Genomic DNA, 22,902 nt, shown 5'->3' with positions numbered 1-22,902 from the left:
TACCTCATAATACCAGTTGTCAAACCAGACCATGGCAGAATCCATGGGAGCAAAGGAACGGCGGATGATCAAGCTTGCCCTGTTTGGGGCCGGTGGCAAGATGGGCATGCGACTGGGCGCCAATCTTGCAAAATCGGACGAATTCGAAACTCTGCGAGTCGAAATCTCGCCCGAGGGACAGGCCCGTGTAAAGGCCGCCTTTGGTACCGATTGCGTCACCGCCGACGCAGCGTTGGCCGAGGCGCAGGTCGTGGTGCTCGCGGTGCCAGATACTCATATCGGCGCCGTGACCAAGACGATCATCGACAAGGTGCAGCCCGGCGCGATGGTTGTCTGCCTCGATGCTGCAGCACCCTATGCGGGCCATTTGCCGGTGCGCGATGATATCACCTATTTCGTAACCCATCCCTGCCACCCGCCCATCTTCAACGATGAAACGGACATGGCGGCCAAGCGCGACCATTTCGGCGGGATCGCGGCGAAACAAGGTGTGGTGAACGCCTTGGTTCAAGGCCCCGAGGAAGATTACGCGCTGGGCGAAAGAGTTGCGAACGCGATCTATGCGCCGGTCGTTCGTTCGCATCGCGTCACGCTCGAAGGTATGGTGCTGCTGGAGCCGGGACTTTCGGAAACCGTGGTCGCTTCGCTTTTGGTCGTGATGCGCGAAGCGATGGACGAGGTCGTCGCCCGTGGTGTTCCGCATGCGGCCGCGCGCGATTTCTTGCTTGGGCACATGAACATTCTGGCTGCCGTGATCTTCGAGGAAGTGGATGGCGTCTTTTCGGATGCGGCCAACAAGGCGATTGAATTCGGCAAGCCCGTCCTCATGCGAGAGGATTGGAAGCGGGTGTTCGAAATCGACGAGATCCGTGCCAGTATCGAGCGCATCACCTGACAAACAGGGTCAGGACGACAGGAGTGCCCTAGATGCAAGACAGCGCCGACACACAGCGTGCATATGCCCTTTCGCAAGGTTGGGAAGGCGGTAGCGATGATGTGATCGTGCGCCACAAGCTGTCCGATCAAGTCTTCGAGAAACTTTGGCACATGATCGAGACTGGTGAACTTTTGCCGGGTGATTCGGTCCCCTCGGAGCGGGCATTGATGGATCGCTTCAAGGTGGGGCGCCCCGCCGTGCGTGAAGCATTGCAGAGCATGGCCAACAAGGGCTTGATTTCTATTAATCATGGCGAACGCAGCCGTGTTAATCAGCTGACGGCGAGCATGGCAATTCGCCAGATGGATTCCATGGCCAAGCTGCTGCTGCTCAAAGATCCCACCGCGCTTGACCAACTCAAGGAGATGCGGAAACTTCTCGAATTGGGGACGGTTCGCATGGCCGCCGAGCGCTGCACGGCGCAAGACGCCGATGAATTGCGGGCAATTGTTGCAAGCCAACAAAGTAAGCGGGATAATGAGCGTGATTTCGTAAAGGCTGATATCGCTTTTCATTTACGAATCGCGGCTATTGCCGGGAACGCGATCATTCATGCCGCAACGCAGGCCATGCTTGCTTGGCTTTTCGAGCATCACAAGCCGATGCTGCGTTGGTCAGGCCAAGAACAAACCACTATTTTCGAACATAATCGACTGATAGACTTTATTGGGGATAGGGATGCAGATGGTGCTGAAGTCATGATGCTGACGCATCTGAACCGCTCAGCGCCTTTATATAAAATGACGCCGGAGAAAGGTATCAACAGCTACCAAAAACCTGCGCTAGACGTCTGACATGACTTAGATTTTAGTTAATGGAAGAGACCTAAGTCCAACATGAGGAGGAGAGAAATGAAACACTGGGTATTGAGTGGCTTTGCAGCCCTGATGATGTCTGGAGGCGCTTATGCGCAACAGAATATTCTCGTTGCCACCACAACGACAGCTACGTCGCACTACGGTGTCGGCGCAGACGCGTTTTTGGCAAAACTGACCGAACTGTCGAATGGCGCATTTACGGGAGAACAAGCGCCGGGTGGACAGTTGGGCGGCGAACGCGATTTGATCGAGGGCTTGCAGATTGGCTCGATTGATATGGCGATCACGTCAACCGGACCGCTTGGCAATTTTGTGCCCGAGGTGTTGGCGCTCGACCTGCCTTTCCTATTCCGCGATTACGCCCATGCGCGTAGCGTTTTGGATGGTGAGATCGGTCAAGAAATGCTGGAAGCCATTGGCCAAAACAATCTTGTCGGTTTGGCATGGTCGGAAAACGGGTTTCGTCATGTGACCAATTCGCAGCGTCCCGTGACGTCGCCCGCCGATCTTGAAGGGCTCAAACTGCGCACAATGGAGAACGCCGTCCACATGGCCGCGTTCCAGGGCATGGGCGCTTCACCGACGCCAATGGCTTTCCCGGAGGTTTTCGGCGCGCTGCAACAAGGCGTGATGGATGGTCAGGAAAACCCGATCACCGTCATCACCGCCTCGCGCTTTTGGGAGGTGCAACGATATGTGACCTTGACCGGGCATGTGTATTCCCCGGCCATCATCTTGGTCTCACCCGCTCTCTTCGACGGTCTGACCGATGAGCAGAAGGGCTGGTTCTATGAGGCCGCACGCGTTGGCGTTGCCGCAACCCGCGCCGAGGTGGACCGTCTGGAAGCCGCAGGCGTCGCCCTGATGCGTGAAAACGGGATGGAAGTGATCACCGAGATCGACCGCGCCCCGTTTCAAGCCTTGGCCGCAGAAGCTGCATGGCCGGTCTACACGGACCGTTTCGGCAGTGAGATGATCGAGCGGATCGTCGCCGCCCAGTGAACTTGGCATCCTGACACAAGCCGGTCGGCCCTCGGGCCGGCCGGTTCAACATGTTGATCGGAGGGGGCATGCGGATGTTCTTGCGTTTTGAGGCGATGACGACCCGCATCGCGCTATGGGCAGCGATCATCTTTTTGCTGATCGCGGCCGGGCTTGCCATATACCAGGTGACAACGCGCTTTGCCTTTGGGCGTCCATCGACATGGTCGGAGGTCATCACCCGCTCTGCGATGATGTGGTCGGTCTTTCTTGGCGTGGCTCCCGCCTTTCGTGAAGGCACGATGATCGCGCTGGAATTCATCCAGACTGCACTGCCACGCAAGCTGGGGCTGGCGCTCTACATGTTCGCGATGATCATGACCGTGCTGTTTTTCGCGATCTTGTTTTGGCAGGGTTGGGCGATGGTCGAGCGTGTATCCGGCCAGACATTGGCCGCGCTGCAAATCTCCATCGCATGGGTCTATGCCGCGCTTCCTGTCGGATCGGTCTTCATCATCATCGCCGTTCTGGGCTGCATGGTACGCGCAGCAGGTGGCGATTGGCCCCGCACCTATGCCGATGACGCGATCCGCGTGGAGGCGCAGCAATGAACACCGCGCTTGCACTGTCATTGGGAATATTTTTCTTGCTGGGTATTCCGATTGCCGTCGCCATCGGATTGGCCTCGGTCATCGGTATTGAAGCGCATGGGCGGCTGCCGATGCTATTGGTGGCCCAACGCATGTTCACGGGGCTTGACAGCTTTCCGCTGATGGCCATCCCGCTGTTCATTCTCGCGGGCAATCTGATGTCGGTGGGTGGCATCTCTAAACGTCTGGTCGATCTGGCCAAATCGATCGTGGGCGGCGTTCAAGGGGGGTTGGCGGCAACCTGCGTTCTTACCTGCATGATGTTCGCCTCTGTCTCGGGCTCATCGGTGGCCACGACCTTCGCCATCGGCGCGATCTTAATCCCCGCCATGGTCAAGCATGGCTACCCCAAGCCCATGGCCGCCTCTGTTCAGGCATCATCGGCGGAACTGGGCGTCTTGATCCCGCCATCGATCCCGCTGATCCTTTATGGTGTTGCCACGGATACATCCATCGGCCAGCTTTTTCTCGCAGGGCTTGGGCCGGGTTTGTTGGTGGCAGCCGCGCTGATGGCGCTGGTGCTGATCTTGTGCAGGGTGCGCGGCATCGGCGCACAAGACGGGGATGATCGCCCAAGCATCGGTCCTGCATTCTTCGCGGCCTTGCCCGCATTGATGGTGCCTGTGGTGATCTTGGGCGGCATTTATGCAGGCGTGTTCACACCGACCGAGGCCAGCGCCGCCGCCGTGGTCGTGGCCGTATTGGTCGGCATGGTTTTCTATCGCGAACTCAAACCGCGCGACCTGCCCGAAGTGCTGACGAAGACCGTGCTGGCCACCTCGGCGATCATGATCATCATCTCGGCCGCGGCGCTGTTTTCCTTCCTCGTGACCCGCTCCGGCCTGCCAAATGACATCGCGGCCCTCATCCGGGAAGTGATCGAGACGCGCTTCATGTTCCTTTTGGCGGTCAATATCCTTCTTTTAATCGTCGGCATGTTCATCGAGACATCGGCGGCGATCTTGGTGCTGGCCCCGATCTTGACGCCGATTGCCATCGCCTATGGCGTCGACCCGGTGCATTTCGGTCTGATCATGGTGCTCAACCTTGCGCTTGGTATGATCACGCCGCCCTTGGGGGTGAATCTTTTCGCGGCCTGTTCCGTCGCAGGCATACCGGTCGAGCGGATCATTCCACAGCTTTTGTGGTTCGTCATCACGGTCTTTGCCACGCTCATGATTGTGACCTATGTCCCCGCGGTATCACTTTGGCCGATGCAGACAATCATGGGGACCAGATAATGATCGCGCATTTCGCTGGGCTTGGCTCGATGGGGTTGGGCATGGCGCTATCTTGCCTGCGTGCAGGCATCGTTGTGCATGGCTTTGACCCGTCAGCCGAGCGTGTCGCGGCGCTATGTGCGGAAGGCGGGCACGCGCTTGACCAAACAAGCCCCACGGCCCAAATCGCGGTCTCGGTCGTCTTGAATGCCGATCAGACCCGCACAGCCCTTTTTGGCCCCGAGGGGTTGACCAAGCGGCTGGCACCGGGTGGCGTCATCATTAGCTGCGCCACCGCCCCCCCCGCCTTTGCCCGCGAGATGGAGGCCGAGGCCCACGCCCTTGGCCTTCACTATCTCGATGCACCGATCTCGGGTGGGTCGGTCAAGGCGGCGGCGGGCAAGCTATCGGTCATGGCCTCGGGCAGCGCGGATGCCTTTGCCGCCGCGCGCCCCGCGCTGGACGCGATGGCCACGACGGTGTTCGAGTTGGGCGATCAGGCAGGCGCGGGTTCGGCCATGAAGGCGGTCAACCAATTGCTCGCCGGTGTGCATATCGCCGCGATGGCCGAGGCGATGACATTCGGCATGACCCAAGGCATCACGCCCCACAGCTTTCTGCGCGTCATCAGCCAATGCGCCGGCACAAGCTGGATGCTGGAAAACCGCGCGCCCCATATCGTGGCGGGCGATTACACCCCCCACAGTCAGGTCAATATCTGGCCCAAGGATCTGGGCATCGTGCTGGATATCGCGCGTGACGCGGGCTTTACCGCGCCGATCACGGCGGCAGCGTTGGGGCAGTATCTTGCCGCAGCCGAGATGGGCCTTGGCCGTGAAGATGATGCCGCCGTGGCCAAGGTCTATGCCCGCGCCGCTGGTCTGTCCCTGCCCGGAGAGGCGTGATGCGCCTGGGCTGTATCGGCGATGATTTCACCGGATCGAGTGATCTGGCCAATACGCTGGCCAAGGGCGGCATGCGCGTTGTTCAATACTGCGGCATCCCGGATCGTCCGGCCGCACCTGATGTCGATGCCGGGGTGGTCGCGCTCAAGACCCGTTCGATGCCACCTGGCGATGCGGTCGCCCAATCCTTGGCCGCGCTGGAATGGCTCCGCGCGCAGGGCTGCGAGCAAATCTTTTTCAAACATTGCTCGACCTTCGACAGCACGCCCGAGGGCAATATCGGCCCCGTGGCCGATGCGCTGGCCGAGGTGCTGGATGCCCATCAGGTGATCGTCTGCCCCGCCTTTCCCGGCGCCGGGCGGTCGATCTATCAGGGGCATCTTTTCGTCATGGACCGCCTGCTGAACGAAAGCGGCATGCAGAACCATCCGCTGACACCCATGGTTGACGCCGATATCCGCCGCTGGCTGGCACCGCAAACACGCCACGCGGTTGGCCATGTGGCCGCGGTGGATGTGTTCGCCGGACCAGAGCGGATCGCACAGGCGCTTGCCGCGCAGCATGCGGCGGGTCATCGCCTGATCGTGGTCGATGCGATCCGCGATGCCGATCTGATGGCCATCGGGGCCGCCGCGCGCGGTCTTCCGCTTATCACCGGCGGATCGGGTGTGGCGCTGGGTCTGCCTGCGAATTTCGGCTGCACGCCCGCGCCTGTGGCATGGCAGGGTCAATCGGGCCGCGCCGCGATCCTGTCGGGCTCGTGTTCCACGGCGACCCGCGCGCAGGTCGCCCATCACGCCGCCCAGCACCCCACGCGCGAGATCGTGGCCGCCGATGTGATCGAAGGGCGGATCAGCGCCGCCGAGATCGCCGATTGGCTTTTGGCCCAAGACGGGCTGCCCTTGGCCTATAGCTCGGCCGACCCGGCCGAGGTTGCGCGCGTGCAAGACCGCTTTGGCCGCGAGGCCGCCGCCACCGCCATCGAGGGGCTCTTTGCCGAGGTGGCCCGCCGCCTTGTGGCGGGCGGCGTCACGCGGCTGATCACGGCAGGGGGCGAAACCTCGGGCGCCGTGGTCGAAGGCTTGGGGCTGACAGACCTTGCAATCGGCCCCGAGATCGACCCCGGCGTGCCTGCGCTGCGCGCGCGACCCGATCTGGTGGTCGCGCTGAAATCGGGTAACTTCGGCGCAGAGGATTTCTTTGAGAAAGCCGATCGCATGCTGGAAGCCAACCCATGACCGAGACCCGCCTGCGCGAACAGATCTGTGATCTGGCCCGGTCGCTGTTCGACCGGGGGCTGACCCATGGCAGCACGGGCAATATCTCGGCCCGGACCGCGGATGGCGGGCTTTTGGTCTCACCCACAGGCACCAGTTTCGGGCGGCTTGACCCTGCGCGGCTCAGCCGGTTCGATGCCGCTGGCCGCTTGATCGGGGGCGATCCGCCAACCAAGGAAATGGCCCTTCACAGCGCCTTTTACGACACACGCAGCACGGCGGGTGCTGTGGTGCATCTTCATTCTTGTCATTCCGTCGCGCTGTCGATGATGCCTGATATGGATGCGGATGATTTCCTGCCGCCGCTCACGCCTTATGCCATCATGAAGTTGGGGCGGGTGAAGCTGTTGCCCTTTTTCCTGCCGGGTGATCCGGCGATGGGCGCGGCGGTACGGGGTCTTGCAGGCAAGCGCAGTGCCGTGATGCTGGCCAATCACGGCCCGGTCGTGGCGGGCAAAGATGTCGAGGCGGCCTGCACCGCAATCGAAGAACTGGAGGCCACCGCGCGGCTGGCGCTGATCTTGCGCGGCACCGATGCGCGCATGCTGAACGCAGAGCAGCTGCGCGCCGTCGTCACCACTTTTGATGTGGAGTGGGATGGATGACGCGGTTTTCGGCCAATCTCGGCTTTCTATGGACCGATCGCGCGCTTCCCGATGCGATCCGCGCGGCCCATGCCGCAGGCTTCGACGCGGTCGAGTGCCATTGGCCCTATGATATCGCCGCGGATGATGTCGCGGCCGCCTTGGCCGAAACAGGCTTGCCGATGCTGGGGCTCAACACCCGGCGCGGCGATGTGGCTGCGGGCGAGAATGGGCTGGCGGCCCTTCCCGGCCGGGTGGATGAGGCGCGCGCCGCCATCGATGAGGCGCTGACCTATGCCGATGCGATCGGCGCAGGGGCCGTTCATGTGATGGCAGGCAAGGCCGAGGGGCCAGAGGCGCGGGCGGTGTTCGCCGCGAACCTACACTATGCCTGTGCGCGGGCGGCAAAGGGGGGGCGGATCATCCTGATCGAGCCGCTCAACCCGTTCGATGCGCCGGGCTATTTTCTGAACACCACCGCGCAGGCCGCCAATCTGATCACCGAGATCGCCGCGCCCAATCTCAAGCTGATGTTCGATTGCTATCATGTCGGTCGGACCGAGGGCGATGTGATCGCCCGCTTGCGCGCGCTTTGGCCCATCATCGGCCATATCCAGTTCGCCGCCGTCCCCGACAGGGGCCCGCCCGATCATGGCGATCTGGATTATCGTGCGGTCTTTGCCGAGATCGCCGCTCATGCTTGGGATAAACCCCTTGGGGCGGAATATCGGCCGACGGGCAAGACCGAGGACAGCCTTGGATGGATGGCGGAGTTTGGGTAGCGCACGGGAAAAGCCTTGCCGTTTGTCCATCGCACCAAACGCTCGGCCGTGGTTTGCATCGCTTTAAAAAAGTCGACCCCCAATGACTGCAACGTCAGCCCATCGGACCTTGGTCTGGATTGCATCTCATGGCGGCGCTTGTCGTTTTGCGTTGCCCGCGCCGCGCGCCCGTCAAACAGGTGGTGCGATCAACTGAAACACGACCTGGCCACGCGATCTCAGCCGAGCCTTGTTCGTGCCGTCTCCATGGGAAGTACGCGACCCTATGACCTTGTTTCACGTCAGTTGATCGTCTGAGGCCAGCGCATCCCAAGCGGCGACGATGCGCTTTGCCCTAGCCGAAACGTCGCTTGGGCTCAGCCCCGGTTTATACAGCATGGTGCCAATGCCAAAGCCGGTTGCGCCTGCGGCTGCCCAGATTTTGAAATCATCTGCGCCCACACCGCCTACCGCGAAGACTTTGGTTGCGGGGGGCAAGACGGCGCGCATCGCACGAACCCCGTCCGGGCCGATCAGTGAAGCCGGGAAAAGCTTGAGCCCGGACGCCCCCGCCTTGAGGGCGCAAAAGGCTTCGGTCGGGGTAAAGACGCCGGGAAAGCTTAGCATTCCGGCCGCACGGGTGGCCGCGATAACATCGGGATCGCAATTGGGAGACACGACGATCTGCGCCCCGATGGACGCCAGACGCGTCACCTCGGCAACCTCTAACACCGTGCCTGCACCGATTTGTGCCTCGTGACCAAAGGCATCTTGCATGATGGCGATACTGTCCCAAGGCATGGGAGAATTCAGCGGCACCTCAATGCGACCAATACCCTCCGCGATCAGCGCGCGGGTCACGTTCAACGCCTCGGGCGGGGTGATGCCGCGAAGGATGGCAATCAATGGGCGCATTAGCTTCTCTCCGATTGTGCAAGCCGCCGGACCATGCCCAGACCCGCTAATGTCAATTCCGGTGCAGGCCCGATTTCGACCGATACCCCAATATGGGCAAGCCCAGCGCGATAATGTCTTGTCAGTGTGGTATCGCCGATCAAGGCGACGGGCTGGCCCGACCAATAGGGCTTTGCCACTGCCAATTCCGCCCCGATCAACAGACCGGAAAGACGCGCCCTCGCATGCGCGCGGTCCAGATCGTTCAAAATCGTTTCGGCCCGGATCGAAAACAGCCGCGCCATCAATCGGTCGGGGCGATCGAAGCCCAGATCGACACCCGCCAAGAAGGCGGTATCATCCCACCCCTCGACGCAATGGCGCAGGACCGACGCCGTTGACAAAAGGCCAAAGATTTCGCCAGTCATGAAGGTCTGAAAGCTGATGACCTCACCCGCGCTGAAGATTACCCATTTGCTATGCGTTCCCGGCAAACAGATCGCACCGTCCCAGCCGGGCCTTTGTGCCAAGAACCCCGCAACTTGCGTTTCCTCGCCCCGCATCACATCGGCGGGTTTGTCCTGTTTCAGACCGGGGGCGATCCATACCTGCAACCGCGGGTCTTGCGTAAGAACGGCTGTCAATTCGGTGGCCGATGGGGCGCACGGAATCGTCCGATAAGGCGTTTCATGCCAGCCTTGGCGGCTTCCGACCATGCCGCAGGCAAAGGCGGGTGTCACACGACCCTCCGTCAGCCAACCATCAATGAGCGCGAGCAAAGCGGGTTCGAAATCGGCTGCGGACAATGTGACCATTCCGTCTTCGGACTCGGCTTCGCGTACCACGCGGTCTCCCACCAAACCCCAGACCCGCAATCGCGTGCTTCCCCAATCAATCGCAATCCAATCAAGGCTCATTCGATCTTTCCCAAGCGGCAACAAGGCTGCCGCATCACGCTATCGCTTGGGCGCAGGCAGCAAAAGAGCGCGCGGCATGTTTTGATGGCAGACTGGCATTTGAGAGGGTCGCATTGACCACGAAGGCGGGTATGCGGCAAAGCGCTGTGGTCTTTGGCCCCTGTGTGCCTGCGAATGAATATACCGAGCAGAACACCTGAAGCATTGCGTATGCGCGTTCCTTTTTTGATCCAGCTCAGCCTTTTTGAGGTCGGGTCAATTTCGGGCGTGATTGCTTTTCGGACATGACCAGCAACAGCCCCCCAAGAACAATGATCCCAGCCCCCACCAACATGCTTGTCCTTGGAATATCGTCGAAAAAGATCCAACCCAGAATGATGGCCCAAAGCAAAAGCGTGTATTGCAATGGTGCAAGCAGGCCAGCATCGGCCAGCTTCAGCGCCCTATTGACACAAAGATGCGCCCCCATTGCCACCACACCCACCAATGCAAGCAAAGCCCAATCCAGCGAGCTTGGCATGATCCAACCCACGGGTGCTGCGACAAAGCCAGCAAGCCCCGCCCCGATCAATTGCCAAAATACGAGTGCAATATCCGGCGTCTGGCGCAGATGACGGCCCGTGATCAGCATGAGCGCGAAACAAAAAGAACCGAATACAGCGATAAGACCCGCAAAGCCAAACCCTTGCCCGGTCGGCTCGAGCGCGATGATCACCCCGATAAATCCCAACAGAATGGCCGCCCAGCGCAGCATTCCGACAGTTTCACGCAAAAAGATCGGGGCAAGCAGGGCCACATAGATGGGGGCTGCGAGCCAAAAGGTCATGGTGTCCGCAAGTTGCATGTATCGCACGGCAAAATAAAAGCAGAACACCTCGGCAGTTGAAAAACACACGCGCGCGAGCTGCACCTTGGGCCGTTCAAGCCGGATCAGGTTGCGCCACCCAAAGGCGAAAATGAACGGCAAGAGGATGCACAAGGCCCCGAGACTGCGGATCAACAGAACCTGACCAACGGAATAGCTGGCAACCAGCCATTTTCCGAGTGCGTCATTGGCTGTGAACAGGAACATTCCCAAAAGCATCATAGCCATCCCCAGCGTCGTGGGAGAAATGCGAAACATCGAGAATATCCTGTCCGGAGGAAAATGGGCGGCTGCGGACGATGATACGTCCGCAGCCGCGGTGCAACTCAGTTACCGCGCATTGTGTTCAGTTCGCTCTGCATCCGTTCGACCACATCCGTTCCGATGGTGGGTGCATGTTTGGCATACACGCCTTGAACAGCTTCGCGGATACGCTCCATTTCAGCGGTGCTGATCTCGCTGAATTGCATCCCGGCCGCCTGAACATTTGCCAGTGATACGCCCGACAAAGCACGGCTGACCCGGCGCTGCTCATCACGGCCGACAGCCGCACAATCGCGCAGCATTTGCTGTTCGACATCGGAATAGCTGTTGAAGATTGGCCCCGAGAAAAGGGCCAGGAAAGGCGTATAGGCGTGTTGGGTTGCCGAGAGATAGCCCTGAACCTCGTAGAATTTCGAGGTGTCGATCGTGACATAGGGATTTTCCTGGGCATCGATCGCGCGCGTTTCAAGAGCAGTGAACACCTCGCCGAATGCCATCGGCGTTGCGTTGGTGCCCAGAGCCTGGAAGGTGTCGAGGAAGATATTGTTTTGCATCACGCGAACGCGCAGCCCTGCAAAGTCTTCTAGCGATTGCACCGGACGGACCGAGTTCGTGAGATTGCGGAACCCGTTCTCCCAATAGGCGAGGTTCACGAGACCAGCGGCTTCGAGCTTTTCATTCATGAAATCGCCGAAAGCCCCGTCGAGAATGGCATCAGCCTCTTCTGCATTGGCAAACAGGAAGGGCAGATCGAAGACGCCAAGCGCGGGCTCGATCCCGACAAGCGGCGAGGATGATGTGATGACCATTTCCTGCGTGCCCGAGCGCAGTGCCTGTGTCGCCGTCAGGTCATCGCCCAATGCTGACGACCAGAATGCGTTCACGGTCCACGCCCCGCCGGATTTCTCTTGAATACAAGCACTCATCGCTGCGACGCCGTTGCCGACGGGATGGGTTTCCGCAACGCCGTTAGAAACCGTAATCGTTCGCGTGCTGATATCAGCCAGCGCTGGCATGCCTAGCCCGGCGGCCAGAACGGTCGTGAGGGTCATTCTTGCTAGGGTTTTCATGGTTTTCTCCTCCCATAGTGAAAACATAGTATTGTTCTCAGCGCAGCCATTGCAGCGGCACCAGCACAAGTTCAGGAAATGCGATCAGCACGAACAGGACGCAAACTTGGGCCGCCAAGAACGGCAAGACGCCCCAGATCACTTGGCCAAGTGGCACGCGTGCGACGCCGCTGACGACATTCAGCACAACTCCGACAGGTGGGGTCAACAAGCCCACACAGGTGGTCATCACGAAAATGATCCCAAAATAGACAGGATCGATCCCGGCTGCGTGGATCACCGGCATCAGCACCGGCACCAAGATCAAGATGGTCGGCGCCAGATCGAGCACGGTGCCGACAACCAGCACCAAAAGGACGATCACCAGCATCAGAAGCTTGGGGTTCTCTATGACCGGCGCAAGGAAACGCGTGATTTCAGCAGGAATATTGGCGCGCGTGATCAGCCAAGATGTCACAAGCGCAGCCGCGACGAGGAACAAGACGATCGAAGTGGTTTTTGCCGCGTTCAGAAGGACCTGATATAGATCGGAAACCTTCAGTTCCCGATAGATGAACATGCCGACGAAAAGCGCATAAACCGCCGCAATCACAGCAGCCTCTGTTGGCGTGAAGATACCAAAGCGTATCCCACCAAGAATGATAACGGGCATCACCAATGCCCAACCAGCCCTGACCGTCGCCAGCAACCTCTCTTTCCCGCTGCGTCTTGGCAAAGGCTTCACGTTCTCGCGCCGCGCCACGATCAACCAAGCCACGATCAAGGAAATCGCCATCATCAGGCCGGGAACGATCCCCCCCATGAACAGCGCCGTGATAGACACATTGGCCGCAACACCGAAAATGATGAAGGCGATTGATGGCGGAATGACCGGGGCGATCACGCCACCCGCAGCCATCAAGCCCGCAGCACGCGGAACGTTGTAGCCCGCCTCGCGCATCATCGGGATCAAGATCGCCGCCAAAGCTGCCGAATCTGCCGCGGCCGAGCCGGACAATGAGGCCATGACGACAGCGGCAATTACCGCCACGATCCCCAGCCCACCGCGAATATGCCCGACGCAGGCGACCGCGAAATCAACGATCCGCTTGGAAAGACCGCCCGCGTTCATCAGTTCGCCGGCCAACAAAAAGAAGGGAATAGCCAGCAGCGTGAATGAATTCGCGCCGGTCACCATTTGCTGGCTGATGATCTGAGGGTTGAACAGCCCCATCCAGGACATCAGGACCACGGCGCACAGCATCAGGGCGTAGGCCACCGGAATGCCGATGGCCAATCCCAGAAAAAGCGTGCCGAGGAAAATCACCAGCACCATCAGTGTCGGTCCGTCATGTCGAAATCACCCGTGAAGCGGGCCATTTCCGTTGGTGAGACGCGGTCGGCGAGTGCCCGGATCAGACGAACAAATGCGATCAGCGCCATCGCCCCTCCCGTCACATAGGTGATCCCGTAAACCCAGATCATCGACAGTCCCACAACCGGGGCGGTCATGCTGGCGTTGATGTCATGCTGTAGCCAAGTGCCCCAAAACAACACGATGGCGCAGATCAAGATCACCAGATTGGTCAAGCCAATACAGATGCGCCGCCCCACAGGCCCGAGCATTCGCACGAAGGTCTCCACCCCAACATGGTTGTGTTCGCGGAATGCCAGTATCGATCCGATGAAGGTCAGCCAGACGAAGAAGTAGCGCGACATTTCTTCGGAAAAATTCCAGCCGCTGTTGAAGCTGTAACGCAACACGACATTGCCGAAGACCATGATTGTCATGCCCGCCAAAAGGCCGACAAGTGCAAGTTCAGCCAAACGTACGAACACCGCCTCCAAGCGTGCCAGCACGTGTATCCCCCCTGTCGTTACTTCGTAGAAGCGGTGTACAAATCGTACAATTCCATTGCAGTGGGGTAGATGAAAACGTATATCATTGTCAAATCTGAAATTTGATCGAGTTTATGCATCAAAAAGCGATGTCCGAAAATATTCATCACAAACAAGTGGTTAAACTTTCAGATGTCGCCGCATCGGCTAATGTTAGCGTAGTAACTGTCTCGCGTGCGATGCGAAGCCCGGAACTGGTGTCTCCCGCGACTCTCAGCAAGGTGCAAAAGGCCGTGGAAGCACTTGGGTATGTGCCCAATCCGGCCGCCCAAGCACTGGCTTCGGCACGTTCACGGATCTTGGGTGTGGTGATCCCGTCGCTGACCAACCAGATCTTTGCGGATCTGGTGCGCGGCGTGATGGATGGGCTGGAGAACAGCGGATATACCCCGCAATTCGTCAACACCCGATATCAGCTTACCGGCGAGGAGGAGTTGCTGCGCATCTTCGCGACACAGCGCCCCGCGGGTGTGATCGTCTCGGGGATAGATCAGTCCGATCGCGCGCGACAGGTGCTTCGACAGATGGGGTGCCCCGTCGTGCAGGTGATGGAAACCAGCCCGGACCCGATAGACATGATCATTGGCTGCGATCAGCGCGATGCGGGACGCGCTGCGGTGCGCCATCTTATCGAACAGGGATATCGCCGCATCGGGTTTTTGGGGGCGCTCATGGACCCGCGCGCGCAGCGACGGCTTGCGGGCTATCGCGATGTCGTGTCCGCCGCTGGGCTGAACGATGATGCGCGCCTCATCATGACATCGCCCCAGCCGACATCCTACACTATGGGCGGACAGCTGATGTCCGACCTTTTGGCGCAATGCCCCGATGTCGATGCGGTCTTTTGCAACAACGACGATGTGGCGCTGGGCGCATTGTTCGAATGCCAACGCCGGGGAATTTCCGTGCCTGCACGGATGGGGATCGTCGGTTTCAACGATCTTGATGTCGCGGCCTGTTCGGTGCCCACCCTCACATCGGTGCGCACGCATCGATATCAGACCGGACTGCAAGCAGTTCAAATGATCCTGACTCGGCTGGAGAATCTGCCCGATCACCCACGCAATGTGGATGCCGGCTATCAATTGATGCCACGCCAAAGCACAGAGCGGATGATCGCCCTGTGACGACCCTGACAATTTTCGCAACACTAGCCCAATAGGACAGCCATGACCGATACGCGCGCACGCCGGAAATACCGCTCTCAGGAATGGTTCGACAATCCCAACAATCCGGGAATGACCGCGCTCTATATCGAGCGCTACCTCAACCAAGAATACACGCGCGGTGAATTGCAAGGTGAGCGGCCGGTGATCGGCATCGCGCAGACCGGCAGCGATCTGGCCCCTTGCAACAAGATCCACGTGTTCTTGATGGACCGTATCAAGGCGGGCATCCGGGACGCAGGCGGCGTTCCCATGGAGTTTCCGGTTCATCCGATTCAGGAAACCGGCAAACGGCCGACCGCCGCGCTGGATCGCAACCTTGCCTATCTGTCCTTGGTCGAGGTTTTGCATGGATATCCGATCGATGGCGTTGTGCTGACGACCGGCTGCGACAAGACCACCCCGGCCATGTTGATGGGAGCGGCGACCGTCGATTTGCCCGCAATCGCGCTGAATGGCGGCCCGATGCTGGACGGCTGGTGGCAGGGAAAACGGGCGGGATCGGGTACGATCGTCTGGGAAAGTCGCCGCCTATTGAGCGAGGGGAAGATCGCCTATGAGGAATTCATGGAGCGGGTCTGTGCCAGCGCGCCCAGCCTTGGCCATTGCAACACGATGGGAACGGCCAGCACGATGAATGCCATGGCCGAAGCCTTGGGCATGACCCTGTCCGGGTGTTCGGCCATTCCGGCCCCCTTCCGCGAACGCATGAATATGGCCTACGAGACCGGGCGTCGCATCGTTGCCATGGTGGAAGAGGATCTGAAACCTTCGGATATTCTGACGCGCCAAGCCTTTGAAAACGCGATTATCGTAAATTCCGCGATCGGTGGATCAACCAACGCACCACCGCATTTGCAAGCGATCGCACGCCATGCAGGTGTCGAGCTTGATGTGACTGACTGGCAGCGGCATGGTTTTGACATTCCGCTCTTGGTCAACATGCAGCCTGCCGGGATCTATTTGGGCGAAAGCTTTTTCCGCGCGGGCGGTGTACCTGCAGTGATGGGTGAGTTGCTCAAGGCCGGATTGCTGCACAAGGATGTGATGACCGCCACCGGCGCGAGCATGGCCGAAAACCTCGCTGGATGGGAAAGCCGCGACAAGGATGTGATCCGCCCTGTGTCCGATCCGTTGCGGCAAAAAGCCGGGTTCTTGGTGCTGTCGGGAAATCTTTTCGAAAGCGCCTTGATGAAGACTTCGGTGATCTCACAGGATTTCCGGGCGAGATTCCTTTCGACACCCGGCAAGGAGGGGATTTTCGAGGCACGCGCCGTGGTTTTCGAGGGACCGGAGGACTATCACGACCGGATCAATGACGAAACTCTGGGGATCGACACCGAGACAATCTTGTTCATCCGCAATGTCGGCTGTGTTGGCTATCCCGGCTCGGCCGAGGTGGTGAACATGCAGCCACCAGATGCGTTGATCCGTGCGGGCGTCAACCATATGCCCACGGTCGGTGATGGTCGTCAGTCGGGAACGTCGGAAAGCCCGTCGATCCTCAACGCGTCGCCGGAGGCGGTCGTGGGTGGCGGGCTGGCGCTGCTCAAGACGGGCGACCGCGTCCGACTGGATCTGAATGCCTGTCGCATGGATGCGCTGGTCGATGACGCTGAGTGGGAAGCCCGCCGCGCAGCTTGGACCCCGCCGACCTTGCACAACCAGACACCCTGGCAGGAAATCTATCGCAACAATGTCGGGCAATTGGCCGATGGTGGCTGTCTTGAACTGGCAACCAGCTATCAGCGCATCCACCACGATCTGCCGCGCGACAACCACTAAGCCGCGAAGGCAATCTCGGCCCTTCGGGGCCATAGCCGGGGCGCGCTTTGCCTCCCGGCAATCGCCATTTCCCGGTACCATAAAGCGGGCGCCGCGAAAGCGACCGGCCCTTTTTTGCGCCTGTTCGACAGATCCTGCGCACATGATGACAGCGCGCCCATCAGGGTGAGGCAATTCACCCGATGGGCTGAGGTCATGATCAGGCCGGCAGGTATCGCATCCGCCTTGCACAGCCGGCATCACGAAAGGATCTTGGATCAGCCGCGCTTCAAGTGGTCGTTGACGTCCTCGAGATGCAACAGCAAACCGCTGTGATCGACGTTGCCATTTCCATTGGCCACGAAATCGACGAACGCCTGATGCACCGTTTCCGTCTGCGGCAAGCTCAACCCATGCGTGCGGGCCAGATCAATCACCGAATTGAGGTCCTTGAGGTGTAGGCTAGAGAGGCCGCCGGGCACGAAGTCGCGCGCGATCATGCGCGCACCATGCAGATCGAGAATGCGGCTTTCGGCAAAGCCGCCGCGAATGGCCCGTCGAAACTGCTCGCGATCAGCGCCCCCGGCATCGAGAAGGATCATGGCCTCGGCGAGTGCCGCGATCGTGATGGCGACGATCTGTTGATTGGCGAGCTTGCACACCTGTCCTGCACCCGATGGACCCACATGTGTCACCCGCCCCAAGGGGGCGAAAACGGGTGCAAGATCAGCGATCACTTCGGCCGGGCCGCCGGCCATCAGGGCCAATGTCCCGGCCTGCGCACCGGCAACGCCGCCGGAAACGGGGCTGTCGATGTAAACCACGCCCTTTTCAGCCAATCGCGCGGCATGGTCGCGGGCATGATCGGGTGAAATCGAGGACGTATCGACAACCACCGCACCGGGGGCCAAGGCCTCTGCCACGCCTTGCGCGAAAAGCACGTCCGCCACGGCCGGGCCGTCTGACAACATGGTAAAGACAACCCTGGCCCCGGACACAGCACGCGCCGGACTATTGGCGAGGCTTGCGCCGTCGGTCACAAGCACCTTAGCCTTGGCCGGATCGCGATTCCAAACGCAGGTGGGCAATCCGGCACCAAGCAAACGACGCACCATCGGTGCGCCCATCAAGCCGGTGCCGAGAAAAGCGATCTGCATGGTCATGCCTGTCCATCCAATTCATCTTCGATATGGACGCGAATGATGTCGTCAAAGCTGGTTTCAGCTGAAAATCCCAAGGCGATGGCACGGCTAGCATCGAAGCCGGTCGGCCAACCCTCGCACATTCGGGTGATCATCTCGTTGGGTTCACGCCGGATCAGCCCCACTGCTTTTTCTCCTGCAACCCGACGCAGGGCTTCGATCTGTTCGGCGACCGTGGCGCTCAGGCCGGGCATCGAGAGGTTGCGCCGCGCCCCCAAGGGCGACAGATCCATTGAGGCTGCACGCATCATGAAGCCGACCGCCGACCGGGGCGAGGCATGCCAATGCCGGATTGTATCCGGCACCGGCAACACGGCCGGTTGGCCGACAAGCGGTTCCCGCAAGATATTCGAGAAAAAGCCCGAGGCCGCCTTGTTAGGGGCGCCGGGGCGAATGCAGATCGTCGGCAAACGGATGCCGATTGCATCCAGAAAGCCCCGCCGCGAGTAGTCCGACAACAGCAATTCGCAGATCGCTTTTTGTGTGCCGTAGCTTGTCAGTGGTGTTGTGTGGAAATCATCCGGGATCGGATGGGGAAATGGCGCACCCACGACCGCGATGGACGAGGCAAAGACAACGCGCGGGAAATACCCCTCGGCCTGATGGGCGATGCGAATGGCCTCGAGCAAGGCGCGGGTAGCATCAAGGTTGATGCGGTAGCCTTTTTCGAAATCTTGCTCGGCCTCGCCCGACACGATCGCGGCAAGGTGAAAAACGACATCGGGGCGCGTTGCAATCAACTGTGCCGCGATCTTTGGATCCTCGAGATCGGCAGCGATGCAGGATACGGCGCCATCGAAACCGCTGGGCTGGGGCGGCGCGACGACATCGGCAAGTGTCATTCTGGTAATGGCGTTGTTGGAAAGTGCCCCGTCGGCAACCAGTTTAGCTGTCAATTTCCGACCGATCATGCCGGCGGCACCCGTCATTAGAACATGCATTTTCCAGCTCCCCGCGAATGTGCTTTGCTTTAGCCTTGTGTGGCAAAGAATTTGTATGATAACCAGACATATTGGACATGCAAGTGACAGTATTCTGCATATCTCGACCGCATGACGATGAGCGCAAAAGAAATGGACACGGACTCGACGCTTCACGCGCTTTGCGCAGCACTTGGCTCGGACATGGCCACGGATATTCTGCTGAGCGGCCCCGACATCGACGCCTATTGCCGCGATTGGCACGGGGATGTTCAAACCGGGGCCATCGCCGTGCTACGGCCGCGCGACAGGGAACAGGTTGCCGCATGCTTGCGCGCGGCAGCGCGGCTGGGACTAGGCGTAGTGCCGCAGGGCGGGCGAACGGGCCTCGCGTTGGGTGCGGTACCCGATGCACCCGCAAAACAGCTTGTTCTTAGCCTCGAACGGATGAACCGTATCCGCCGGATCGACGCCTATGATTTCACCGCCGAAGTAGAGGCCGGTGCCGTTTTGCAGACCATCAAGGATCAATTGGCAGAGGCCGGTTTGTTCTTTCCACTTGCCTTGGGCGCGCAGGGCAGTTGCCAGCTTGGCGGCAACCTGTCGACCAATGCAGGCGGCGTGAATGTGCTGCGTTACGGCATGACGCGGGATTTGGTGCTGGGGCTCGAGGTGGTTTTGCCCGATGGGCAGATGCTCGATCTGCTGTCACGCCTGCGCAAGGATAACCGGGGGATCGACCTCAAGCAGCTTTTCATCGGGGCCGAGGGCACATTGGGCGTGATCACGGCAGCGACACTCAAGCTGTGCCCTCTGCCTGAACAAAATGTGACGGCGCTGTTGGCGTTGGACCGGTTGGAAGACGCGATCACGCTGTTCCGTCACGCGCGCCGACAGTGCTGTGATTTGTTGTCAGCCTTCGAATTCATGCCGCCGTTGGCCTTTACACTGGCGCGCGAAGCGATGCCGGATCTTCCCACGGCGATGGACGAAACGGCACCTGCCTATGTGCTGATGGAATTGTCCGGCTCGGGTTTGGTGGATGTGGCCAGATTGATGGAGCGATTTGTCGAGTTGGCTTTTGTCGAGGGCTTGGTGCGCGACGGGGTGGTCGCTCAATCGCAAGCACAGGCCAAGACCTTGTGGCGCGTGCGCGACGGCATGAATGACGGCCAAGCCAAGCGCGGGCGGCATCTGCGCACTGACCTGTCGGTGCCCTTGTCGGCGATGGCCGATTTCGTCGCCGAGGCCGAAGCCGCGGTGACTGCCGCCTTGCCCGGTGTGGTTTGCGTATCATACGGGCATGTCGGCGATGGCAACGTTCATCTGAACGTGCTTCCGGCCGTGGGGCGCGACGCCGAAGAACAGATCGCACAGGCAAAAAAGGTCATTCACGATGTATTGTACCGTTTTGGGGGCTCGATAAGTGCCGAACACGGGATCGGGCGGCTAAAGCGGGACGATTTCGAGAAAGAGCTTCCTCAACCGAAACGCGCGATCTTGGAAAGCATCAAGCGCGCAATCGACCCCGGACTTGTGATGAACCCCAATTGCCAGATCTGTGTCACGGATCAACCCGCTCCATGAGCGGCTCGCCCCCCGCATTCGACCGCGATTCGCAGCTTTCGACGCGGATTGCGGCGCATCTTCTGGCGCAGATCGAGGCGGACGGGCTCGTCGCCGGATCGCGTTTGCCGACCGAGGCACAGCTTTCGCGTGATTTTGGCGTCAGCCGCACTGTCATCCGCGAGGCGATAGCGCAGTTGCGCAATGAAGGGCTGGTGTTAACCCGGCAAGGCGCGGGCGCATTCGTGGCCGATCCGTCAGCGCGCCCCATCAGGCTGGATAAAGCTCAAGACATGGACAGGCATGCCTTTGCGCATCTCTACCAACTGCGCGCACCCCTCGAGATTGAAGCAGCCGCCCTCGCAGCGCAGAACCGCCGTGCGGCGGACATGGCCCGGTTGACGGCAACGATGGCATTGTTTGAAGCATCCGATCTCACCAGCGACGCGTCCGTCGCAGCAGATCTGGAGTTTCACCGCGCCTTGGCCGAAGCGACCCAAAACCCCTATTTCGTCCAGTTCTTGACGGCGATTTCCGACCGGATCGCCCATGTCATCCTTGCGGCGCGTGCCGATGTTCCGCTTGATCGGATACACGAACAAACACGCCGAGAACATGCCGCGATTCACGATGCCATCGCCTCGAAAGACCCCGGCGCTGCGCGTATCGCGATGCGCGCCCATCTTGCAGGTGGCGCAACGCGCGTCGGTTTGCGGCTGGAGTCTTGGGATTAGCGCCCCTGAAAGGCCGTTGTCAGAGCATGGAAAAGGCACCCACAGGATGAAAATCACCGCAATCGAAACGATCCGCATTTCGGAGCGACCAAATCTTATCTGGATTCAGGTTCATACGGATGAGGGTATCACCGGGCTGGGCGAGACCTTTTTTGGGGCCATGACCGTCGAGGCGCACATCCATGAATGGATCGCCCCCCGTGTGATCGGGCGTGATCCCTTACAGATCGACGCATTGGCGGCTGATCTTGTCGGCTATCTGGGCATACGATCCGCCGGTGCGGAAACGCGGGGCAATTCCGCCTTCGACATCGCGCTTTGGGATATCTTCGGCAAGGCGACAGGTCAGCCGATTGCACAGCTTTTGGGTGGTTTCACCCGGCAATCCATCCGAACATACAACACCTGCGCCGGTCTTGATTACATCAAGACCGCCGAGGGGCAAAAGGTAGGCAACTGGGGCCGCGATGCGCAAACGCGTGACTATGACGACCTCAACGGCTTCCTTCACCGCGCCGATGAATTGGCCCTCTCCTTGTTGGACGAGGGCATCACCGCGATGAAGATCTGGCCCTTTGATATTGCGGCCGAGAAAACGCGGGGACACAGCATTTCTTCCGAGGATCTGAAGACCGCGCTGCGACCATTAGAGAAAATCCGAAACGCCGTGGGTGACCGAATGGACATCATGGTGGAGTTCCATTCGCTGTGGCAACTTTTGCCGGCGATGCACATCGCGAGGGCGCTCGAACCTTTCAACACCTACTGGCACGAAGATCCCATCCGGATGGACAGTCTCTCGAGCCTGCGGCGGTACGCAGAGGCATCCGTCGCACCCATTTGCGCGTCCGAAACATTGTCCACGCGGTGGGGGTTTCGTGATCTGCTCGAAACGGGCGTCGCGGGCGTCATCATGCTGGACCTGAGTTGGTGCGGCGGCTTGTCGGAGGCACGCAAGATCGCCTCCATGGCTGAAGCATGGCATCTGCCAGTTGCGCCGCATGATTGCACGGGGCCGGTGGTGTTGACGGCCTCGACCCATCTGTCGCTCAACGCGCCCAATGCGCTGGTGCAAGAAAGCGTTCGGGCGTTCTACCGCACATGGTATCGCGATCTGGTCACCGCCTTGCCCGAGGTCATGAACGGCGAAATAACAGTGCCTCCCGGCCCCGGCCTCGGTCTGGAGTTGCACCCGGAACTGAACCGCGCACACACGACAATGCGCCGCATGACTGCAAGTGCCGATCTTTGAAACTCTGTCCTTGGTCGGGGACGAAATAGCCCTCCACGGGTGCTAGCAGGCTCATTCGAAAGCGCCGTGCGCAAGCTCCTTGTCGCGATGACAACCTACTGAGCCTCCCCATATGAATTGGTCCACCGTTATGTTTAGGAGGCGGAGGACAAGGAATGGCGAACAAACGGCACAAGCTCGAGGAAATAGTTCAGAAGCTGCGGCACCGGTAGTCTTGGGCGGCGGCCATGTGGTTGTTTTCTAATTTCTCTGACCAATTCATTTTCTGTGGTAACAG

22 protein-coding genes are annotated in these 22,902 nt (G+C 59.9%); 14 read left to right on the top strand and 8 right to left on the bottom strand.

Going from position 1 to position 22,902, the window contains the following annotated elements; all coding sequences use genetic code 11:
• The first annotated feature begins 64 nt into the window (after window positions 1-64).
• The 9 genes from KG698_RS13365 (at window position 65) to KG698_RS13325 (ending at window position 8,154) form a co-directional block, all read left to right on the top strand.
• The gene (locus KG698_RS13365) at window positions 65-895 is read left to right on the top strand and encodes a phosphogluconate dehydrogenase C-terminal domain-containing protein (protein WP_213686069.1); all 831 of its coding nucleotides are present in this window, start codon (window positions 65-67) and stop codon (window positions 893-895) included.
• Between the two features lie 32 nt (window positions 896-927).
• Window positions 928-1,731: a transcriptional regulator NanR gene (nanR, locus tag KG698_RS13360; protein WP_213686068.1), complete on the top strand. Its 804-nt coding sequence runs from the start codon at window positions 928-930 to the stop codon at window positions 1,729-1,731.
• A gap of 93 nt (window positions 1,732-1,824) precedes the next feature.
• Window positions 1,825-2,757 carry a TRAP transporter substrate-binding protein gene (locus KG698_RS13355; RefSeq protein WP_300984013.1) on the top strand — a complete coding sequence of 311 codons (933 nt, stop codon included), beginning with the start codon at window positions 1,825-1,827 and terminating at the stop codon, window positions 2,755-2,757.
• A 74-nt stretch (window positions 2,758-2,831) separates the two neighbouring features.
• Window positions 2,832-3,347 carry a TRAP transporter small permease gene (locus KG698_RS13350; protein WP_300984011.1) on the top strand — a complete coding sequence of 172 codons (516 nt, stop codon included), beginning with the start codon at window positions 2,832-2,834 and terminating at the stop codon, window positions 3,345-3,347.
• Window positions 3,344-4,627 (top strand): TRAP transporter large permease, encoded by a 1,284-nt coding sequence (locus KG698_RS13345; RefSeq protein WP_213686065.1) that lies wholly within the window; start codon window positions 3,344-3,346, stop codon window positions 4,625-4,627. The genes KG698_RS13350 and KG698_RS13345 overlap by 4 nt, the downstream gene beginning before the upstream one ends.
• Window positions 4,627-5,511: an L-threonate dehydrogenase gene (gene ltnD / locus KG698_RS13340; RefSeq protein ID WP_213686064.1), complete on the top strand. Its 885-nt coding sequence runs from the start codon at window positions 4,627-4,629 to the stop codon at window positions 5,509-5,511. Before KG698_RS13345 ends, ltnD begins: the two co-directional genes overlap by 1 nt.
• Entirely contained in the window at window positions 5,511-6,749 is a 1,239-nt protein-coding gene (gene otnK / locus KG698_RS13335; protein ID WP_213686063.1) for a 3-oxo-tetronate kinase, read from the top strand. Before ltnD ends, otnK begins: the two co-directional genes overlap by 1 nt.
• Complete coding sequence (locus tag KG698_RS13330) at window positions 6,746-7,393, top strand: aldolase (RefSeq protein WP_213686062.1); 648 nt, start codon at window positions 6,746-6,748, stop codon at window positions 7,391-7,393. The genes otnK and KG698_RS13330 overlap by 4 nt, the downstream gene beginning before the upstream one ends.
• Window positions 7,390-8,154, top strand: a complete 765-nt coding sequence (locus tag KG698_RS13325; protein ID WP_213686061.1) for a TIM barrel protein — start codon at window positions 7,390-7,392, stop codon at window positions 8,152-8,154. The genes KG698_RS13330 and KG698_RS13325 overlap by 4 nt, the downstream gene beginning before the upstream one ends.
• A 276-nt stretch (window positions 8,155-8,430) precedes the next feature.
• On the opposite strand, the gene KG698_RS13320 is transcribed toward KG698_RS13325, so the two are convergent.
• The 6 genes from KG698_RS13320 to KG698_RS13295 form a co-directional block, all read right to left on the bottom strand.
• Window positions 8,431-9,048 carry a 2-dehydro-3-deoxy-6-phosphogalactonate aldolase gene (locus KG698_RS13320; RefSeq protein WP_213686060.1) on the bottom strand — a complete coding sequence of 206 codons (618 nt, stop codon included), beginning with the start codon at window positions 9,046-9,048 and terminating at the stop codon, window positions 8,431-8,433.
• A complete protein-coding gene (locus KG698_RS13315; protein ID WP_213686059.1) occupies window positions 9,048-9,944 on the bottom strand; it encodes a 2-dehydro-3-deoxygalactonokinase in 897 nt (298 codons plus the stop codon). The genes KG698_RS13320 and KG698_RS13315 overlap by 1 nt, the downstream gene beginning before the upstream one ends.
• Before the next feature lie 235 nt (window positions 9,945-10,179).
• Window positions 10,180-11,067, bottom strand: a complete 888-nt coding sequence (locus KG698_RS13310) for a DMT family transporter (RefSeq protein ID WP_213686058.1) — start codon at window positions 11,065-11,067, stop codon at window positions 10,180-10,182.
• A 68-nt stretch (window positions 11,068-11,135) separates the two neighbouring features.
• Complete coding sequence (locus KG698_RS13305) at window positions 11,136-12,143, bottom strand: TRAP transporter substrate-binding protein (RefSeq protein WP_213686057.1); 1,008 nt, start codon at window positions 12,141-12,143, stop codon at window positions 11,136-11,138.
• Window positions 12,144-12,180: 37 nt separating this feature from the next.
• Window positions 12,181-13,458: a TRAP transporter large permease subunit gene (locus tag KG698_RS13300; RefSeq protein ID WP_213686056.1), complete on the bottom strand. Its 1,278-nt coding sequence runs from the start codon at window positions 13,456-13,458 to the stop codon at window positions 12,181-12,183.
• The gene (locus tag KG698_RS13295) at window positions 13,458-13,982 is read right to left on the bottom strand and encodes a TRAP transporter small permease subunit (protein WP_213686055.1); all 525 of its coding nucleotides are present in this window, start codon (window positions 13,980-13,982) and stop codon (window positions 13,458-13,460) included. Before KG698_RS13295 ends, KG698_RS13300 begins: the two co-directional genes overlap by 1 nt.
• A 113-nt stretch (window positions 13,983-14,095) precedes the next feature.
• Here KG698_RS13295 and KG698_RS13290 point away from each other — a divergent pair, with 113 nt between their 5' ends.
• Both KG698_RS13290 and KG698_RS13285 read left to right on the top strand, forming a co-directional pair.
• On the top strand, window positions 14,096-15,148 hold the full coding sequence (locus tag KG698_RS13290; protein ID WP_367114110.1) for a LacI family DNA-binding transcriptional regulator: 1,053 nt from the start codon (window positions 14,096-14,098) through the stop codon (window positions 15,146-15,148).
• A 42-nt stretch (window positions 15,149-15,190) separates the two neighbouring features.
• Window positions 15,191-16,972 carry an IlvD/Edd family dehydratase gene (locus KG698_RS13285; RefSeq protein ID WP_213686053.1) on the top strand — a complete coding sequence of 594 codons (1,782 nt, stop codon included), beginning with the start codon at window positions 15,191-15,193 and terminating at the stop codon, window positions 16,970-16,972.
• 257 nt (window positions 16,973-17,229) lie between these two features.
• Here KG698_RS13285 and KG698_RS13280 read toward each other — a convergent pair whose 3' ends face one another.
• The gene (locus tag KG698_RS13280; protein ID WP_213686052.1) at window positions 17,230-18,114 is read right to left on the bottom strand and encodes an NAD(P)-dependent oxidoreductase; all 885 of its coding nucleotides are present in this window, start codon (window positions 18,112-18,114) and stop codon (window positions 17,230-17,232) included.
• Entirely contained in the window at window positions 18,111-19,082 is a 972-nt protein-coding gene (gene denD, locus KG698_RS13275) for a D-erythronate dehydrogenase (protein WP_367114111.1), read from the bottom strand. The genes KG698_RS13280 and denD overlap by 4 nt, the downstream gene beginning before the upstream one ends.
• A 144-nt stretch (window positions 19,083-19,226) precedes the next feature.
• On the opposite strand from denD, the gene KG698_RS13270 reads away from it, so the two are divergent.
• Genes KG698_RS13270 through KG698_RS13260 form a run of 3 tightly spaced genes read left to right on the top strand, consistent with a single transcriptional unit; the run spans window position 19,227 to window position 22,625 of the window.
• Entirely contained in the window at window positions 19,227-20,660 is a 1,434-nt protein-coding gene (locus tag KG698_RS13270) for an FAD-binding oxidoreductase (protein ID WP_300984003.1), read from the top strand.
• Entirely contained in the window at window positions 20,657-21,373 is a 717-nt protein-coding gene (locus tag KG698_RS13265) for a FadR/GntR family transcriptional regulator (protein ID WP_213686050.1), read from the top strand. Before KG698_RS13270 ends, KG698_RS13265 begins: the two co-directional genes overlap by 4 nt.
• 46 nt (window positions 21,374-21,419) lie before the next feature.
• Window positions 21,420-22,625, top strand: a complete 1,206-nt coding sequence (locus KG698_RS13260) for a mandelate racemase/muconate lactonizing enzyme family protein (RefSeq protein WP_213686049.1) — start codon at window positions 21,420-21,422, stop codon at window positions 22,623-22,625.
• Window positions 22,626-22,902 lie beyond the last annotated feature (277 nt).

The organism is Roseicyclus sp. (assembly GCF_018402035.1).
GTDB lineage: Bacteria > Pseudomonadota > Alphaproteobacteria > Rhodobacterales > Rhodobacteraceae > Roseicyclus.
Note: the sequence above shows the minus strand (reverse complement) of the source record. Positions and strands in the feature narration are given on the sequence as shown.

Coding starts and splice junctions, on each gene's coding strand:
- KG698_RS13305 (WP_213686057.1), bottom strand. CDS start 12,143: ATGAAAACCCTAGCAAGAATGACCCTCACGACCGTTCTGGCCGCCGGG.
- KG698_RS13315 (WP_213686059.1), bottom strand. CDS start 9,944: ATGAGCCTTGATTGGATTGCGATTGATTGGGGAAGCACGCGATTGCGG.
- ltnD (WP_213686064.1), top strand. CDS start 4,627: ATGATCGCGCATTTCGCTGGGCTTGGCTCGATGGGGTTGGGCATGGCG.
- KG698_RS13265 (WP_213686050.1), top strand. CDS start 20,657: ATGAGCGGCTCGCCCCCCGCATTCGACCGCGATTCGCAGCTTTCGACG.
- KG698_RS13350 (WP_300984011.1), top strand. CDS start 2,832: ATGTTCTTGCGTTTTGAGGCGATGACGACCCGCATCGCGCTATGGGCA.
- KG698_RS13280 (WP_213686052.1), bottom strand. CDS start 18,114: ATGACCATGCAGATCGCTTTTCTCGGCACCGGCTTGATGGGCGCACCG.
- KG698_RS13365 (WP_213686069.1), top strand. CDS start 65: ATGATCAAGCTTGCCCTGTTTGGGGCCGGTGGCAAGATGGGCATGCGA.
- KG698_RS13310 (WP_213686058.1), bottom strand. CDS start 11,067: ATGTTTCGCATTTCTCCCACGACGCTGGGGATGGCTATGATGCTTTTG.
- KG698_RS13320 (WP_213686060.1), bottom strand. CDS start 9,048: ATGCGCCCATTGATTGCCATCCTTCGCGGCATCACCCCGCCCGAGGCG.
- otnK (WP_213686063.1), top strand. CDS start 5,511: ATGCGCCTGGGCTGTATCGGCGATGATTTCACCGGATCGAGTGATCTG.
- KG698_RS13345 (WP_213686065.1), top strand. CDS start 3,344: ATGAACACCGCGCTTGCACTGTCATTGGGAATATTTTTCTTGCTGGGT.
- KG698_RS13260 (WP_213686049.1), top strand. CDS start 21,420: ATGAAAATCACCGCAATCGAAACGATCCGCATTTCGGAGCGACCAAAT.
- KG698_RS13285 (WP_213686053.1), top strand. CDS start 15,191: ATGACCGATACGCGCGCACGCCGGAAATACCGCTCTCAGGAATGGTTC.
- nanR (WP_213686068.1), top strand. CDS start 928: ATGCAAGACAGCGCCGACACACAGCGTGCATATGCCCTTTCGCAAGGT.
- KG698_RS13290 (WP_367114110.1), top strand. CDS start 14,096: ATGCATCAAAAAGCGATGTCCGAAAATATTCATCACAAACAAGTGGTT.
- KG698_RS13355 (WP_300984013.1), top strand. CDS start 1,825: ATGATGTCTGGAGGCGCTTATGCGCAACAGAATATTCTCGTTGCCACC.
- KG698_RS13270 (WP_300984003.1), top strand. CDS start 19,227: ATGGACACGGACTCGACGCTTCACGCGCTTTGCGCAGCACTTGGCTCG.
- KG698_RS13325 (WP_213686061.1), top strand. CDS start 7,390: ATGACGCGGTTTTCGGCCAATCTCGGCTTTCTATGGACCGATCGCGCG.
- denD (WP_367114111.1), bottom strand. CDS start 19,082: ATGACGGGTGCCGCCGGCATGATCGGTCGGAAATTGACAGCTAAACTG.
- KG698_RS13330 (WP_213686062.1), top strand. CDS start 6,746: ATGACCGAGACCCGCCTGCGCGAACAGATCTGTGATCTGGCCCGGTCG.
- KG698_RS13300 (WP_213686056.1), bottom strand. CDS start 13,458: ATGGTGCTGGTGATTTTCCTCGGCACGCTTTTTCTGGGATTGGCCATC.